We start from the raw sequence: 17,485 nt of genomic DNA, 5'->3' as shown, positions 1-17,485 counted from the left end.
GTTTCAAGCTGACATGGACACTATTTTTAACCAATTAAGAATATTTATCAAATAAGAATGATTATAAGCATAATAACATATGCAAATCAGTAATATAGATCATAGCAGTATCTAAAAGTTGATCTATATGTTCTTTAATCCTTCTTTATATACTTCAAACGTTCTCACCTCAAAATCAATAAAACATACTCTCTTTACATCAACAAATGAATAGAAAAATAAACAGGATAAAGCTATCGAATATTTTATCAAATTAGTATGCGTTGTTATCCGCAGAGAGATTTTAAAATAGAACCATAAAATACACTTATATCTATATTTATCCTTTTATAGTTGCATATATCCATATTATTTAAGAGCTAAATGATTAATTTTATAAAAAAATAAAAATAGAGCGTATGACTTGGTACGTCTGGGTTTCTAATCAATTGTGTGCAAGTATTTTGGTTCTTTTATAAAAAAATAAATTCATTTCTGATACATTTGTTGTTTAATGGGGTATTAAATAAGACGATAGCCGATTGCTTGACCAAATCGGTTGCAACATCTAAAACTACCACATAATCGTTTTATATTATTAGGAGGCCAATACTTATGAGTACAAATCACGAAAAACTTACAGCAACAAAAAGAGAAAGTTCAAAACGTTCTGAAATGCGTGAACTTCGTCTAAACGGACGCGTTCCAGGTGTAGTATATGGTCCAGATTTGGGCAGCGTACCTGTACATGTAGATTCCAAACAATTGCTAGCTCACGTTAAACGCGGTGGAGCAGAAATGTTCTCACTTGCTGTTGAAGGCGGAAAAGAAGTACAAGTATTGATTAAAGATGTACAACGTGTAGATGGTCGCATCTTGCATGCTGACTTTATGCAGGTTTCTGATACTAAACCAATTCAGGTAACAATGCCAATTGACTTCCATGGCGAAGCAATCGGTACTAAATCTGGTGGTGTATTGCAACACCAAGCAACAGAACTAGAAGTGAGCGGTTTGGCTAAAAACTTGCCAAGTAGCCTTGAAGTTGATATTTCCGGATTGGAAATCGGCGACAGAGTCATCGCAAGCGATGTTAAATTACCATCTGGCGTTACATTGGTATCGAACGAAGAAGAGATTATCGCTTCTGTAATCGTACCTCGTGTAGCTGAAGAAGATCTTGAACCTACTACTGCTGATGAAGCAGAAACAACTGATGCTGCTACAAATGATGCAGGCGAAGAAGTTCCAGAAGTGGGCAAAGAATAATAGTATTCATACCCGGTATGAATCTGTAATATAGCATGACCAAAAAGCTGGTACTCTTTATGAGTATCAGCTTTTTTTATCAGCGCATCTGTAATTCATTTATGATACGATAAGAAAGAAACTTATTGTCTATACAAAGGAGCTATTCTGTTATGATCAAACACATTGTTTTATTTAAGTTGAAAAATCCAACAACTGAAGTTGTAAATGAAACCGTAGCCAAATTGAGAAGTTTGGAAGGCAAAGTGGAATCACTGATTGCTTTGGAGATTGGCGCAGATATTTTACGTACAGAACGTTCTTATGATGTAGCTTTGACCGCTACATTTGAGACATTAGAAGGTCTACAAGCGTATCAAGTGCATCCAGAACATGTGAAAATCATTGAATACATGAATAGTGTCAGAGAAAGTTCAATAGCAGCAGACTACGAATACTAAGGCGGTGTGACTCTTTTGTACTATATAAACCGTGAACAGATTGAACGAAGAATTGTAGCCCTAGAAGATGTATGTGAAGCATTACAACAAGTGTCTACGCATTGGGACAGCAGTCTTATTTCTGGTTTTGTTCAAGAGCGAGCCCTTCATTTAGCGATTGAATGTGTCACAGATATCGGCAGTTATTTGATTGACGGTTTTATTATGCGGGATGCTAGTAGTTATGACGATATCGTAGACATTATGCGTGATGAGAAAGTGATTGATCAACCGATGGGTGAGACATTGACTGCATTAGTACGTCTGCGTCGCCCACTAGTACAAGAATATTATGATTGGAATCGTACAGAACTGCACCCGCTAACGACTCCTTTAGTGCATGTGTTGAAAGAATTTGGTCAACGTGTGTATACGTATCTGGATCAGGAATTAGATTCGTTGACTGTAGTAAATGTAGACAGAGCATCAGGTAATTCTACGTCTACATAATAGGGAATAAGATTGTAAATATCTTGTTTGAAAAGATAGCTTTGGAATTTACATCCCCTTGTTGATACGCTACAATAGCGTTAATACACAAAGGGATGATGTGACCCTTTTCGCTGACAAAGCGGATGGGGTCATTTTTATTTCAATTTAGAGCAAGGGGGTCATACGATGAAGTCCCATCAGGAACCATCGACCCGGCGCAGTATTATGATTATGCTCAAAACACAAGGACCTTTCAGTGTATCTGAGCTAGCACGGGAATTAAATATTACAGAGATGGCGGTAAGACGTCATATTCATACGTTAGATCAAGAAGGGTTACTGATCACCGAAACCATACGTATCCCGACAGGTAGACCATTTTTGCGCTTTCGGTTAAGTGAACGAGCAGAAGAACATTTTCCGCATAATTATCACCAGCTAGCGCTAGATTTGTTGAGTGAATTGGATGAAGAAGATGTATCTCGATTGTTTGAAGGACGTAAGCAGAAGTTATTATCTCGTTATCAAAGTATTGCCGACACTGAAGATCATCAAGAACGAGTAGCGGCGTTAACAGATATTCAGCATAACGGTGGTTATATGGCTCGTTATGAACAACAAAGTGAGAATCATTATACGATTTACGAATACAACTGTCCGATTAACCAGATTGCTAATCGTTATGATATCGCTTGTCAGTGTGAACAGCAGTTATTTGAACAATTGTTGCAAGCTGATGTAGAGCGTACAGAATGTATTGCTAAAGGTGGACGTTGTTGTGTCTATCAGATTCAATTTCAACCCCAATCATCGACAAGTTCTGAGTAAAAGCAGACAGCTTATAGGTCTGCTTTTTGGGTTGTAGCATAATGCTCAGCAGACAAGTGGGATATTTAAGCGGTGTATGGGTAATACACATATAGAAAACATAAGTGAAACGAAGGAGAGATAACAATGCCAAATCATAACAAATCAAAAAGTTTAACATGTGGTATTTTGACAGGACTATTGGTAGGAGGATCCACAGCACTTTTACTTGCACCTAAGCAAGGTCGTGAACTGCGTTCCGATATTTCTACGAATGCTCGTATTGCAGGAGCTAAAGGTCGTGAACTCGCCGAGTTGAGTAGAGAAGTTGTCGGTGTGGTCAAAGATTGGAAAGAACAGATCAATATTGCAACAGCAGAAGTAAAAGTAGAATTGGCTGCTCTCAAAGCAGAACAAGCAGACACACAAGGCCCAGAAACAAAAGGAAATTACAGCGTCTAAATCAACGTTACATCTTTCACTTGCGACTATGTGTGTATACGGTATAATAGGTACAGTTTACGAAAAGGAAGCGATATGTACGTGCAACAACCGATAGCTATATTTGACTCCGGTGTGGGAGGATTAACTGTTGCAAAAGAAGTTATGCGACAACTACCACGCGAAAAAATCATTTATTTTGGAGATACTGAGCGTGCTCCTTATGGACCTCGTTCTCTCGAAGAAGTTAGAGAATTTACAGAGCAAATTGTGAATTATTTAATGACCTTTCAACCTAAAATGATAGTGATTGCTTGTAACACCGCAACGGCAGCAGCCTTAGAACATATCAGTTCAAAAGTGTCTATACCGGTAATCGGTGTGATTCATCCAGGTTCAAGAGCAGCAATTAGTGCAACTAAAACAGGCTTTGTCGGCGTTATTGGTACGGTCGGAACGATTAATAGTGGTGCATATTCAGCAGCGTTGAAGCAATTATCACCGTTTATACAGGTATACAGTCAGGCTTGCCCTGAATTTGTTCCTTTAGTCGAACGTGGTGTATTTCTAGACGGTGAAGCTTATGAGGTAGCACAGCAAGTGTTAGCGCCTGTACGTAGTTATCCGATTGATTGTCTGATTCTAGGTTGTACGCATTATCCATTTCTACATGAAGCGATTCAAGCTGCTGTCGGCCCTGATGTTAAGTTGATCAATTCAGCCGAAGAAACAGCACGTGAGATCAGTACTATTTTGTACAATAAAGGCAAGCTAGCGCTTACTGAAGAGTTGCCTGTCCATGAATTTTTCTGTAGTGGCACCGCAGAGATATTTCAACACATTGCTCGTCAATGGCTAGGAGAGCAGATTAAGCTTACCCCTGTATTGTGGCAAGTCTCACGAATGGTGTAGTATAGAGCATTTGGATCTCTGCATCTATTCAAAAGTACATAAAAAAGCTACCTTTACTCTTAAAGAGTTGGAGGTAGCTTTTTTGATGCTGCTGTTCATCTGTTCTACATTCAAACGATATGGTGATCTGAAAAGTTAGATATGCACGATAGATGCTCCTGTAACGACCTGTTGTAGCGCCTGTACGATTTGCGAAGGACTTTCGTATAACGAACGGTTTACTATAAAATCACGTCCTAGCGCAGCTGCATTGCGTTTGACAGCCAGTCGGTGAGCATCTTCTGTGATCGCTTCAATATCCCGAGCATGAGCCAAACCGAAAATACGACGAATGATCTCACTTCCTGCGAAACCAACAGCATCTTCCCAAATATGTTGTAACTGATATTCCAGATAACCTTCGACCTGTGAAAAATCGTCTACGTTGTTCTGTCGCCATAGATTGGAGAACGTTATTGTAAATACATCCCATACTTGAGTAATATGAAATAACAGTGCAGCTCGGTCACTTTCTTCACGAGCCAGTGCAGACAATAGAGTATTAGCTATAAATAGACCTACATCAAACCCGATCGGTCCGTAAAAAGCAAACTCAGGATCGATAACTTTGGTTTCTTCGTCACTGGCAAAAATACTACCGGTATGCAGATCACCATGTAGCAAAGCTTCGGCATGGGTCATAAATGTCTGCTTCAACTTCGCCGTTTCTAATAAAAGAACTTGATCGTTCCATAATGCTTCTGCTGTAGGACGCAAAATATCTTCTACATCGTTAGTCTCATGGTCAAATAGTGGATACGTGAATACGAAATTTTCTGTAATTTTACACAATTCAGGATTATGAAATTGTAGTGCCAGTTCACGCTTCTCCTGCGGGCCCATCGCAAAGTCTGACGTTGCAAAAAGAGTCTTTGCTAGAAATTCACCAATATGGGTGGAGAGTAACGGATACGTAGAACCACTGGCTAACCCTGTACGTACAATAGTGAGATGAGACAGATCTTCCATAACGGTAATGGCATAAGCTGCATCGGTATAATAAATTTCCGGTACAAACTGAGGTGCATGTTTGGCGAAATGTCGCAATGCTTCACTTTCGATCACAGCACGGTTCAAAGTCAAAGGCCAACCTTCTCCAATCACACGTACATAAGGAAGAGCTTGCTTGATAATAATGCCACGCTGAGCAGCAGGTTCTGTGATCCGAAATACCATATTAAGATTCCCATCACCAATTTCATGACAGACCAGATCGGCATTGCTATCGAATAACTCTAATTTTTTGGCAAGGGTGATTGCTGTATGTTCTGTAAGAGCTTCATACGATGGTTGAGAAAGGGTCATATCGAATATCCTCCTTTAAAAATCAAGTATTTAGTATGTCCTATAGCCGATCCAACGTTTTAAGTTATACTTTTTGACGTTTACGATGCACAAAAGTTACTGCCAAAGCGAGAACAAGTACTGCTCCTTTGATAATATCTGTAGTGTAATACTGGACATGAAGCATAGTCATTCCATTGACGAGTACTCCCATCAACACAGCACCGAAAAAAGTACCGATAACATTCGGACGACCTGCACCAAATACCGAGTAGCCTACAAACACTGCTGCAAGTGCATCCATTTGCATCGACGATCCTGCATCAATCTGACCGGAACCGACACGAGCTGCAAATAAAATCCCGCCAACTGCTGCAAATACACCGGAAGCTACATACGCAAGGGTACGCACACGATTCACACGTAGACCAGATAGACGAGCCGCTTCTTCATTACTACCTGTCATAATCATTTGTCGTCCACCACGTGTATATTTGAAGAATAAATGCATCCCAATCACAGCGACCAGCATTAGAATAACAGGGAAAGGAACACCTAATAATTTACCCTGACCAATCCATAGAAATGAATCCAACATCACACCGGGTGCTTTGGTTCCATCTTGAAATTGCATATTATTGTAGATCGAATAACCTTTTGTATACGTTCTATGAATGCCGCTAACTATATACATCACAGCTAGTGTAGCCAGTAGATCAGGAATACGAATTTTGACAATCAAAAAAGAATTTAATAATCCGACCAGTGCGCCAATAATCAAAGGAACAATCAAGACCAGAATCAAAGGCATCTGATGCCAGACCATCATCGCTGCCACTACAACAGTCGTGAGCGATACGGTCGAGCCCGCAGAGAGATCGAATCCATCTACAGTCAGTGAAATCGTAATACCAATCGCAACAAATGTGACAATTGAGATGGAACGCAAAATATCGCTGATATTGTTGTAGGTAAAAAAGTGTTGATTATAAATAGAGAAAAAGAGTAGCACAAGCCCGATAAAGATCAAAGCTCCATAACGATACGAGAATTGAGCGATTTTGTGATTCATACAAGTTCCTCCCGGCCAGCGCTGGCATAATATAACAAATCTTCTTGTGAAGCTTCTCCATAGTTAAAAGATTTCATGATTTTACCATCACACATGACGAGGATACGATCAGCCAGCCCGATCGCTTCCTCAAATTCACATGTAAGGTATAGAATGCCTTTACCTTGACCAGCTAGTTCTCCGATCACTTTGAAAATATCCCGTTTGGCTCCAATATCAACGCCTTTAGTCGGTTCATCGAGTATAAAAAGTTCTGCATCTGTCTGCATCCATTTGCCAATCGCTACTTTTTGTTGATTTCCTCCACTGAGATAGCCCGTTAACTGCTGATCCGATGACGTTTTGATGCCTAGCGATTGAATCAATTGATCACCATGCTGTTTTTCAGCAGTTTTCGAGACGATACCCATACGGGTGATTTTTTTCAAAATAGGTAAGCTTAAATTATGCAGCACCGATTCTTTGACCAAAATACCTTCTTTACGGCGTTCTTCAGGAACAAGCACAATCCCGGAAGTAAGTGCATGATAAGGCGTTTTGGAATGCAGGTTACGACCGTTTAATTGAATTGTTCCTCGTTCGGGTTGATCCGCGCCGAATAACAATTTAGACAATTCCGTTTTGCCGGCTCCAACCAATCCCACAACAGCAACGACTTCACCACGTCGAACTTCCAGATCAACCCCTTGTACATATCGACCTGCTGCTAGATCAGATACGGTTAGTAGAGGGTCACCAATCGTTACAAATGTTTTGGGATATTCTTCTGCAAAAGCTCGACCGAGCATCGAGTGTACCACTTCATTAGCATTGGTCTCAGCTGTAGCCACAGTACTTACCTTTTTACCATCACGCATCACTGTAATCTTATCGCAGACTCTAAAAATTTCAGGCAATCGATGGGAAATAAAAATAACTCCGATTCCTTGTGCTTTCAAGCCTTCCATGATGGTAAATAATCGTTCGGCTTCTTCCATACTCAGCGGAGCTGTAGGTTCATCGAAAATAACGAATTTAGCTTGTTCCGCCATAATGCGTGCGATTAATACCAACTGCTTTTCCGCTAAAGACAATTCACTCACCTGTTGACGAGCAGAGATCGCAAATCCTAATTTTTGCAAAATTGCTTCAGCTTGCTGATAAATAGATTTCCAATGCAGAATTGGACTGCCTTGAGAAGAAGTCAGATGACTGAGTAAAATATTTTCGGCGACTGACAACTGGGGAATAAGCGAAGTGTCTACTTCTTGATAGACACATTGAATCCCGGCTTGCTTGGCGGCGGCTGGCGAATCGATCTTGACTTGCTCACCGTTGATCACAATATGACCTTGGTCAGAAGTATAAGCACCCGATAAAATTTTCATCAATGTACTTTTACCTGCACCATTTGCTCCGAGTAGTGCATGAATCTCACCACTGTTTACTGTAAATTCCACATCGGTTAGTGCAGGTACATTGGCAAATGACTTATAGATGCCGTTCATCACTAGACTACCTGTTGAGACATGTAGAGGAGTATTCATGGGATTGTTCCTTTCGCATCCATATCTGTATAGACAAAATCCGGATCGGTCTCCTAAGAAACCGCCGGAATGTGGGTCTACATTAAAGTAGGAATGTATGTTTTTGGATTATTGTCCAGCCACCGATTTTTCTAGTGCTTTTAATTGATCAGTATTCCCTTGATCACTTTCGCCCCAGCCTTTTACATATTCATTGAGATCTGCTGTCGTTACTTTTTTGTCTTTGGGTAGATCATCACGCTGTACATAGACAGGTTCCAATTCTACTTTTTCATCTTTGGTGTTGCCAGCGAATTTTTGATACAAATAACGAACTTGTACACGTCCGATCGTTGTCGGATCAACAGCCGCTGAAGCGATCCACGGACTATTTTTATCCTGAATCAAATTCAAATCTTCATCACTCAGATCAATACCATAGACTTTGATCTCATCACGTCCCGCTTGCTTGATTGCATTTGTTGCGCCTTTAGCGAATTCATCCCAAGCTGCCCAGACAGCTGTAATATCGCCTTTATTTGGATATTGTTTTAAAATAGCTTCCATTTGTGTCTGTGCATCCAATTGAGCATTGTCTGCTGTACCGAAAGCGGCAATTTCTTTGATATCTGGATATTTGGCTTGGAATGCTTTATACGAAATTTGACGAGATTCCATAGGAGGGAAGCCAGCAACCCAGATTTTAACGATATTGCCTTTACCATTTGCATCTTTCGCCAGTTGGTCTAACGTTAATTCCGCCATTTTCTGGTCATTTTGTGCCAGATTAGTTACGCCTTGTACGCCATCTAATGCAGAGTCAAAAGCAACGATAGGGATATTGGCTTGCACTGCTTTTTGTACGCCCATTGTAAGAGCACCTGCGTCTCCATGATCAAGTAAGATTCCATCGAATTCACCCTGATTTACAGCTGCATCGAGAGCAGAAGCCATTTTGCTCAGATCGTTATCTGCTGTAATGACTGTAACGGTTCCACCATATTTGGCTACTTGATTTTTTACACCATCTACATATTGAGCTGAAAAAGTTCCGTTGTTTAAACGCATAATGAGAGCGATATTTTTACCTTTAAGTGGTTGATCAGAAGAGCCTGTATCCGTGGCATCATTACTAGCCGCTCCATTACCGCAAGCACTTAAAGCCATTACCAAAACTACCATTAATGTAAGCAAGCTAGCTAACTTTGAACTCTTTTTCATTTTCTTTTCCCCCTGTACATAATCGCTTTAAAGCTTTCAAGTAATTAATTATATTAAAATTTAATATAGAAGCTAAAACCAAGTATGTCAATGGGTTTTATGTAATTTGATGATTTTTGTCGAAAAGTACGCGATAAGAATAAACATTTACTATAAAAAAAGTATAAAATTAGATATCAATCAGTAACCTAAAGGGTAATATATAAGTAACTAAACTTTTAAATGCTTGATTGGTTGTCTAAACATCGTTGTCTCAACATTCTTTCGATAGAAAGGAGGTGAAAGCTCCTATGAAGTATCGAGTGTTAGCTTTGTTGATTGCTTTGTTTTTGTATTATTTTACACATCATGATATTGCTCATGCCGATGGAGAAGTATCGAATCCTGATTCATCCACTGCTCAGACTTCATCGACGACAAATGAATCGGCGAAGTCCACAACAAGCTTAGTCGGTAATGTATTAAGTAGCACAACCAGTTCGATCAGTAATGTAGTCAAAGACACCGTCAAAGGTACAACAGATACTGTCGACAAAACAGTAGACAATGTATCCAACACTGTAAAAGAAACTACGAATCAAGTATCTACTACAGTAGATCAAGCCACTACAGATGCCACTACGATTGTCAAAGACGTTGTAGATCTACCTGCTAATGTCATTCAAGAAGTAGATCAAGCAGCTAATGGACAATCTTCTGATGTATTAGGTAGTGTAACTTCTACAGTAGATCAGACGGTGAACAATGTTACAGACACTGTGCAACATACTGTAGACAACACAACTAATACCGTTACAGGTGTCTTAGATTCTACCGTTAAAACAGTAGAGGATACGGTCACTTCTGTTGTAGATACAACCACAACGGTTATACCCGAAGTCGTACCTGTTGTTCCTGATGTGCCGGTGATCAATCTTCCGCCGATTGTACCGCAGCTTCCAGTAGACGTTCGACCTACTCCGGTACCGGATGATTCCGTAGCACCGAATCCATCGAAAGATACAACTGCAACTCACCATTCTCAGAAAAATAGTACTCAAGGTGATCCGGATAGTCATACACCAGCTATGCCACCGGTTCAACCTGCTGTCCCATCGGTTCATATTGCAACCCAGTCCCCATCGACAGAGGCAGTTCAATCTTCACCGATCAATGAGTCTAACGATAAAGATATACCAGCTTCAATTCCATCAATACCCAAATCTATTTCCAAAAATATTTCTACGATTCCAAGTCCAGTTCAAGAAAAAGTTCAATCTGTTCAGACATCATCAGATGCAACAGCATTGCCAGTAGATGAATCTGTATCTGATGGATCAAATCCAGATACGTTTGCAATTCAGACATCTGTTGAACCAGAACCATCCAGTAAGCCATTTATTTCAGATGTGAAAGGAACAGAACCTGTTTCTCCAAGCGCAGCGATTTGGCTTGATATTCAAGGCGTGCAAGGATTAGTCGTTGCACATTCTTCAAGTTCAGCAGAATGGTCTAGTAACAGTAATCCTTCCAATTCGCAAAATGTATTTGTTAATAATCGTTTGGCAAATTGGAAGCATTATCGTATTCATCTTTTAACGTACCGTGCTCAATCCGAGCATGGCAGTAATCAATGGACACATGCACCACCAGGACAACCACCGCAAGAAGCTCCCTATTTTATTTGAAAAAATAAAAAATTAAAGGGAGCGATTAACAATGAGATGGTCAATGAAAACAATGGTAGCGACAGGTTGTCTAGCGGCGGTATTGGGATGGTCACAAGGAACAGTATCAGCAGATTCAACAAATGATGCATTGCTGAAAATTGATCTTCACAATGAAGATTCTTCATCAAGTGCTGTTCATGTAGGTATTTTGGAAAATAAAGATACAACATCAACAGACTCTTCTGGATCGAATGCAGTAATCAGTATTGAGACAGAAGATACAATACTCGGTGATGAATTCAATGTTGATGTGTTACCAGAGCACAACAATACGACAACAGATCAACAAGATCATCAAGCTGCTGTAGAGGTGACAGGAACCGATACAATCGTAACGGACGACTTGCATATTGGTGTATTGGATCAACAAAATCAATCCACTGATAGCAATACCAACGACCATGAAGCTGTAGTAGAAGTAAGTGGAACGGATACTATTATCGGAGACGACTTACATGTAGGCGTATTGGACAACAATGATTCTTCTACTGACACTACAGATAGTAATCATCAAGCTGTAGTGGAAGTAAGCGGAACCGATACTGTTGTAGGAGACGACTTGCACGTAGGCGTATTGGACAACAGTAATTCTTCTACTGACACTACAGATAGCAACCATGAAGCTGTAGTGGAAGTGAGTGGAACGAATACTATTATCGGTGACGACTTGCATGTAGGCGTATTGGATAACAGCGATTCTTCTACCGACACTACAGATAGCAACCACGAAGCTGTAGTGGAAGTAAGCGGAACCGATACTATTATCGGAGATGACTTGCATGTAGGAGTGTTAGACAACAGTAATTCTTCTACCGACACTACAAATAGCAACCATGAAGCTGTAGTGGAAGTGAGTGGAACCGATACTGTTGTAGGAGACGATTTACATGTAGGTGTATTGGATAACAGTGATTCTTCTACCGACACTACAGATAGTAACCATGAAGCTGTAGTAGAAGTGAGTGGAACGGATACTATTATCGGAGACGACTTGCATGTAGGCGTATTGGACAACAATGATTCTTCTACTGACACTACAGATAGCAACCATGAAGCTGTCGTGGAAGTAAGCGGAACCGATACTATTATCGGAGACGACTTACATGTAGGTGTATTGGATAACAGTGATTCTTCTACCGACACTACAGATAGTAACCAACAAGCGGTTGTGCAAGTAGCGACAACTGATCTGATTGTAGATGCTATTGATCTTTCTATTTTGGAAAATAGCAGTCAGCAAAATGCAGCAGGTCAGACAGATCATTCTTCCCTTATTTCAGTAGGGTTATTGGATAATGTGTTGCCTGGTATCAATGTGGCTGTACTGGAAAATGAAACATTTACTCCAACACCAAGTACAGAAGATCCAGATGACACCAATCCAGATAACAATACACCTACTATTCCTCAACAACCAGATAATGGTAGTGGAACAGAAGGGAACACAGGAAATAACGGGAATAATGGAAGCAATGGCAATAATAATAATAATAATAATGACAATGGTACTACCGGTGGAACTAGTGGTAACGGACCTAATACTACTGGCGATACAGGTAATACCAATGATAATGCCACTGGAAATACGAGTTCTAATAATGACACCTCAGGCACAAATAATGGAAATTCATCGGTAGGTAATGGTGGTAGCCCAACTGTCGGATCATCTAGTGATAATACAACCTCTAACCCTTTTCCTAACAATACTGGATTATCTACAGTGACCACAGCTTCTATTACTAATCCTATACCTGTAACGATAGAAGATACGCAAGGAACTGCATTCCCATCTGATAGTATCAACAATCATCAACCGAATCGTGTAATTACAGCATCTGCGGATATACCACAATCTGTAGCATGGACTACAGAATCTTCTGTTCAGCCAGCCAAAGGAATAGTGACTGCGGCGAGTATAGCGGCTAACCGCACAGATGTTACAGCAGATATGACCACATCTTCATTATCTGTGTTGCCAAAAACAGGAGAATGGTTAGATTCGACAATGCTTTACACGCTTGGTGCTTTGATGATGATCTTCGGATGGATCGTTCGTCGTCGTTCTTTACGTTCTAATCGTCAAGGACGGTGAATAGAAATGTCCAAATTTGTAGCTCGATGTGGAACGTTATTGTTAGTGTTAGGTATAGTGACGATTGGCTATACCCTGTATTCCAACTGGCATACGAATCAAGTACAAGCATCTTTAAAACAAACATTTGCTACCGGGTTGGATCAAAGTACAGAAGTAGAATCTAACATTCAATCGGTTTCAAATGAAACGGGTGCAAAGAAACAAAAAGCATCAATAATCACAACGGTAGACGGGTTAAAGGTACAAGGTATTCTAAGTATCCCCAAGCTTGATCTACAAACAGCAGTTGTCGAAGGTGCTGAACCAGAGCAGTTACAATCTGCTTTGGGTCATATTAGTGGCGGTGGAGAAGTGGGTAAGCTTAACAGCAATTATTCGATTGCAGGTCATCGTTCAAGTCGATATGGTCAGTTTTTTAACCGTCTGCATGAATTGAACAAGCAAGATTCTTTTCAATTGCAGACTTCTACAGGTAAATATGCTTATCAGGTATACGATATTCAGATTGTAGAACCGGATCAAGTACAAGTTCTTCAACCTGAACGAGGACAATCGATTGTAACGCTGATTACGTGCTACCCTGATCACTCCAGTCAATATCGCCTTATTGTCAAAGGTAAGCTTATACAACAGCCAGTTTAACGTATAAATAGAATATATAAGCTAGTCACTATCATCCGACTTCATAGGATTAAGCTTTCTTCGTGTCATTTAGCGAAGAAAGCTTTTTTATTTTATCATCTATAAATAATATCGGGTGCTGTATCTCTTTGAAACTTTTAGATGAGTTTACCGTAATACTAGAGCAAGACATCAAAAGTGTCTGTGATTATCGTTTTCTACAGAAAAGGGAGAGATGGATTGTGAAATGGAATCGATTTTTTTCGCTACAACAATGGGCGCATGTTTTTAAAAGATTGCCAAGCTTATTAACCTCCCGGGAATTACCTCTAGGAGAAAAATTATTATTTCTTATACCAGTTTTAACGTATTGGGTATTGCCTGATGTGATGCCATTTATGCCTATAGATGATATTGGAGTCACTTTGTTGATGATGAATTGGTTTGTAAGTCGAGCGGAACGCAAAACAGCTTTTGTTTACGAGCAAAAGAAAGTTCGCTAAATGAAGTGATTCGATTGCCAATAGCAACATAGCTCACTTTGCAAAGTACACTTTTATGGTAGGATCAAATGAAGAGCGCTTGAGGTTCTAAGCGCTCTTAGTCTTGCGTATTATGCAGTGGAGCTATACAATAGTATAGGTTGAGTTTACAGAATAAGTATCTGAACCGATCATACATTTCATAACAAATGAAACCCAAAAAGTATTGTTGGGTTCATTTCTTTTTCAAAAAAGAATATAATGGTCGAATATTCCAAGTATAGTTCCTGCATATAAGCAGGCTAGTCGATGAAGAGGAGCTGATCTTATGAAAGTCAAAATTACCCGTAATGCAGCGAAAGTGATTCAAGCTGAATTGGATAAACCCGAAAATGAAGGTCTAAAATTGCGCGTATTTATTACCAATTCTCACGGTGATCATGTTCATTATGGTATGGACTTGGGACAACCTGAAGGTGCAGAAGAATTAGTAAGCACAGATAAAGAAATCGATGTAGCGGTTGATCCTAATGAATCTTGGTTAGATGGTATTAAAATTGATTATTTATATTTGCCAGAAGAAGGTTTCGTCATCACTAACCCTTCCAAAGGCAATCATGGCGATCACTAAGATCGTTTGAGAAGGGAAAGTATAATGGCTAACGATATTCGCGTATGTGATAAGTGCAATCATGTTCGCCTCAAAACAATGATTCCAAAGTTGGAAAAAATGGCTCCTGATGCTGAAATTAAAATAGGCTGTAAATCATACTGTGGTCCTTGTGGCAAGCGTGCTTTTGTATATATTAATGGCCGTTATGTGAGTGCACCTACAGAAGATGAAGTGCTAGAGAAAGCATCTAAGTTTATTAAAAAACCATCTGTACAAGCGCAAGAACAGGTATAACCAGCAATTAACCGGGAACAACAGATTGCACCGATCGGTATGAAGTTATTGAGCGATACGTGCTTTCTATTGCATAGCTGTATAGCATAACCAAAAAGCCTTTGTAGATCTCACATTAACGTGATGATCTGCAAAGGCTTTTTTTGATATTTATAAATATGATCTTAAAAGAACGATGTCAACCAATCCATTTCAAATGAATTATTTGGCAGTAGTACTGGCTTCATGAAATTGACGAATCAGATCGTACGTAATCAGTTCATCCGAGACATTCAGACGCTTCTGCGCTTCATCATAGCTAGAACGAGCTTGCTCAATGTCAGTCACTTTACGTGTTTTCATATCGTAGGCAGTACCATGTTCAAATATACCATCTGCTGACGGAATATAGAATACATTACCATCGGTAAATGCACCTGTACGTAGTACCACAAGCTTATCTTCTTTCTGATTGAACATATCGTTACCCATCAGATAATAAGGGCTAGCGTTAATACCTAGTAAATGCAGAATCGAAGGTGTCATATCCAATTGCCCAGTAGGTTCATTATATGTTCCTGCGTGACTATCGTCAGGTAAATGAACAAGCATAGGGACTTGGTTCATCAGTTGTTCCATATCCAGATCGGATAAGGAGCGACCTAAGAATTCCTCCATCGGTTCTTTTTCTTTTAACGAATTATCATGATCTCCATAGAACATAAGAATAGTATCATCCCATAAGCCGTTATCTTTCATTTCTTGTTCCATTTCACCGAGAGCAGCATCGACATAGTGGAGAGACTGAATATAATCGCCAAATGTCGTTCCTGTCAGATCGCCCATATCCAATTCCTGTACAGAAGCAGGTAAGCTATACGGATGATGACTGGATAATGTAATCAAAAAAGAGTAAAACGGTTGTTTGAGTTCGACCATTTTATCAAGAGATTGTCGGAAAAATGATTTGTCACCAAGTGACCATCCTAGAGGTTCATCAATCGTAAAGTCTGGTTTACTGTAAAAGGTATCGTATCCCATATTTTGATACATGATCGATCGATTCCAGAAGCTACTTTCATAAGCATGGAATACATTGGTACTGTAATCTTTGCTTTTAAGTATTTTGGGCAACGTATCAAATTCATGATCAGGGTAACGGATAAATACAGAACCTGTAGGTAGCGGATGAAGAGAAGCATTCGAAGCCATATCTGCATCTGATGTACGGCCTTGACCGGTCTGATGATAATACTGGCTGAAATACATACTCTTTTTCATCAAGCGATTAATATTAGGTGTGATCTCTTGTCCGTTATAATTTTGACCAATCACAAAGTTCATAAAAGCTTCGCCTTGAACAACGATCACATTTTTCCCTTTGTAAGCGCCAAATAGATCATCATCGCCTGCTTTGGATCTTGTTGCTTGTTTGGCATCGAACCATTGTTTAACTTCATCCGTTTTGTCTGTTGACAATTGATCTTGAGGACCAAAATGATCGTCTGCATACCGATAAGCATCATATCCATGAAAAGCCAGTAGACCTGTTACATTGTAAAGAGACATGTTCCACCAGTTCCCTACAAATAATCCAGTTGCCCATGTAGATGTAGCGAACTTAATCGGACCTATCGTTAAGACCAGACCAAGTACAAAAACAATCATTCCTTGTACCAATCGTTTGGAAAAACGTGTAGGCAAAGATGGAGTATATGCTGATGAATATCGACGACTGGATGAATAAGATCGATCGGAGCGTCTACGGATACGACGTCCTATTAGAAATACTCCAACCAGAAGCAAAACGATCCAATCTGCAAACATCCATATATCTTCCATATAAATCAATTCCCAGATGCTATCACCTAGCGAATCTACTTGACCCGCTTGAAGTAATACAGGAATCGTTATGAAATCTTGAAAATAACGGAAGTAGACCAAATCTGAAAAAATCAAAAAAGTTAATAATACATCTAACACAATCAAAGCAATCAGTCGTCCACGATATGGCAAAAAGATCGTCCAAAAAGAGGCAAGCATAATAGAACCAATCGCTGTCACCACATCAAGTGGATTCATATCAATATTTTGCAAATGTAAATGACTATGCAAAATCATTAATTTAACCAGCATTAAGATTAGAAAAATTATATAATCTATTCGAGTAAACGAAACAAGCCACTTCAGGCGATCAAGCCAACTGCCACGCTCTGAACGAGAAGTTAAGTATGGCAAAGCCAGACCCCCTT

At 39.7% G+C, this 17,485-nt stretch carries 17 protein-coding genes; 12 read left to right on the top strand and 5 right to left on the bottom strand.

What is annotated here, in order from left to right; translation table 11 throughout:
• The first annotated feature begins 594 nt into the window (after positions 1-594).
• The 6 genes from RCP16_RS11260 (at position 595) to racE (ending at position 4,319) form a co-directional block, all read left to right on the top strand.
• On the top strand, positions 595-1,248 hold the full coding sequence (locus RCP16_RS11260; RefSeq protein WP_069327034.1) for a 50S ribosomal protein L25: 654 nt from the start codon (positions 595-597) through the stop codon (positions 1,246-1,248).
• 152 nt (positions 1,249-1,400) lie between these two features.
• On the top strand, positions 1,401-1,688 hold the full coding sequence (locus RCP16_RS11255; protein WP_069327035.1) for a Dabb family protein: 288 nt from the start codon (positions 1,401-1,403) through the stop codon (positions 1,686-1,688).
• Positions 1,689-1,703: 15 nt separating this feature from the next.
• Positions 1,704-2,177, top strand: coding sequence for a DUF86 domain-containing protein (locus tag RCP16_RS11250; RefSeq protein WP_069327036.1), 474 nt, complete (start codon positions 1,704-1,706; stop codon positions 2,175-2,177).
• A gap of 168 nt (positions 2,178-2,345) precedes the next feature.
• A complete protein-coding gene (locus tag RCP16_RS11245) occupies positions 2,346-2,987 on the top strand; it encodes a helix-turn-helix transcriptional regulator (RefSeq protein WP_308640275.1) in 642 nt (213 codons plus the stop codon).
• Between the two features lie 126 nt (positions 2,988-3,113).
• A complete protein-coding gene (locus tag RCP16_RS11240; protein WP_069327038.1) occupies positions 3,114-3,428 on the top strand; it encodes a YtxH domain-containing protein in 315 nt (104 codons plus the stop codon).
• A gap of 75 nt (positions 3,429-3,503) precedes the next feature.
• Positions 3,504-4,319, top strand: coding sequence for a glutamate racemase (gene racE / locus RCP16_RS11235; RefSeq protein ID WP_308640274.1), 816 nt, complete (start codon positions 3,504-3,506; stop codon positions 4,317-4,319).
• 135 nt (positions 4,320-4,454) lie between these two features.
• Here racE and mtnK read toward each other — a convergent pair whose 3' ends face one another.
• From mtnK to RCP16_RS11215, 4 genes are all read right to left on the bottom strand, one after another.
• Positions 4,455-5,663: an S-methyl-5-thioribose kinase gene (gene mtnK / locus RCP16_RS11230; RefSeq protein ID WP_308640273.1), complete on the bottom strand. Its 1,209-nt coding sequence runs from the start codon at positions 5,661-5,663 to the stop codon at positions 4,455-4,457.
• A 64-nt stretch (positions 5,664-5,727) separates the two neighbouring features.
• A complete protein-coding gene (locus RCP16_RS11225; protein ID WP_069327040.1) occupies positions 5,728-6,714 on the bottom strand; it encodes an ABC transporter permease in 987 nt (328 codons plus the stop codon).
• Positions 6,711-8,240: a sugar ABC transporter ATP-binding protein gene (locus RCP16_RS11220; RefSeq protein WP_308640272.1), complete on the bottom strand. Its 1,530-nt coding sequence runs from the start codon at positions 8,238-8,240 to the stop codon at positions 6,711-6,713. The genes RCP16_RS11225 and RCP16_RS11220 overlap by 4 nt, the downstream gene beginning before the upstream one ends.
• A 108-nt stretch (positions 8,241-8,348) precedes the next feature.
• On the bottom strand, positions 8,349-9,440 hold the full coding sequence (locus RCP16_RS11215) for a sugar ABC transporter substrate-binding protein (protein ID WP_308640271.1): 1,092 nt from the start codon (positions 9,438-9,440) through the stop codon (positions 8,349-8,351).
• 290 nt (positions 9,441-9,730) lie between these two features.
• Here RCP16_RS11215 and RCP16_RS11210 point away from each other — a divergent pair, with 290 nt between their 5' ends.
• From RCP16_RS11210 to RCP16_RS11185, 6 genes are all read left to right on the top strand, one after another.
• Entirely contained in the window at positions 9,731-11,107 is a 1,377-nt protein-coding gene (locus tag RCP16_RS11210) for a hypothetical protein (protein WP_308640270.1), read from the top strand.
• A gap of 31 nt (positions 11,108-11,138) precedes the next feature.
• Complete coding sequence (locus RCP16_RS11205; protein WP_308640269.1) at positions 11,139-13,241, top strand: hypothetical protein; 2,103 nt, start codon at positions 11,139-11,141, stop codon at positions 13,239-13,241.
• A gap of 6 nt (positions 13,242-13,247) precedes the next feature.
• Complete coding sequence (locus RCP16_RS11200; protein ID WP_308640268.1) at positions 13,248-13,886, top strand: class D sortase; 639 nt, start codon at positions 13,248-13,250, stop codon at positions 13,884-13,886.
• Between the two features lie 221 nt (positions 13,887-14,107).
• Positions 14,108-14,368 carry a hypothetical protein gene (locus RCP16_RS11195; RefSeq protein WP_069327046.1) on the top strand — a complete coding sequence of 87 codons (261 nt, stop codon included), beginning with the start codon at positions 14,108-14,110 and terminating at the stop codon, positions 14,366-14,368.
• 307 nt (positions 14,369-14,675) lie between these two features.
• On the top strand, positions 14,676-14,978 hold the full coding sequence (locus RCP16_RS11190) for a heme biosynthesis protein HemY (protein WP_069327047.1): 303 nt from the start codon (positions 14,676-14,678) through the stop codon (positions 14,976-14,978).
• Positions 14,979-15,002: 24 nt separating this feature from the next.
• Positions 15,003-15,254, top strand: a complete 252-nt coding sequence (locus tag RCP16_RS11185) for a YuzB family protein (RefSeq protein WP_069327048.1) — start codon at positions 15,003-15,005, stop codon at positions 15,252-15,254.
• 201 nt (positions 15,255-15,455) lie between these two features.
• On the opposite strand, the gene RCP16_RS11180 is transcribed toward RCP16_RS11185, so the two are convergent.
• Positions 15,456-17,471, bottom strand: a complete 2,016-nt coding sequence (locus RCP16_RS11180; protein WP_371748081.1) for an LTA synthase family protein — start codon at positions 17,469-17,471, stop codon at positions 15,456-15,458.
• Positions 17,472-17,485 lie beyond the last annotated feature (14 nt).

Origin of the sequence: Paenibacillus nuruki, from assembly GCF_963311185.1 — a bacterium.
Lineage (GTDB): Bacteria > Bacillota > Bacilli > Paenibacillales > Paenibacillaceae > Saccharibacillus > Saccharibacillus nuruki.
Note: the sequence above shows the minus strand (reverse complement) of the source record. Positions and strands in the feature narration are given on the sequence as shown.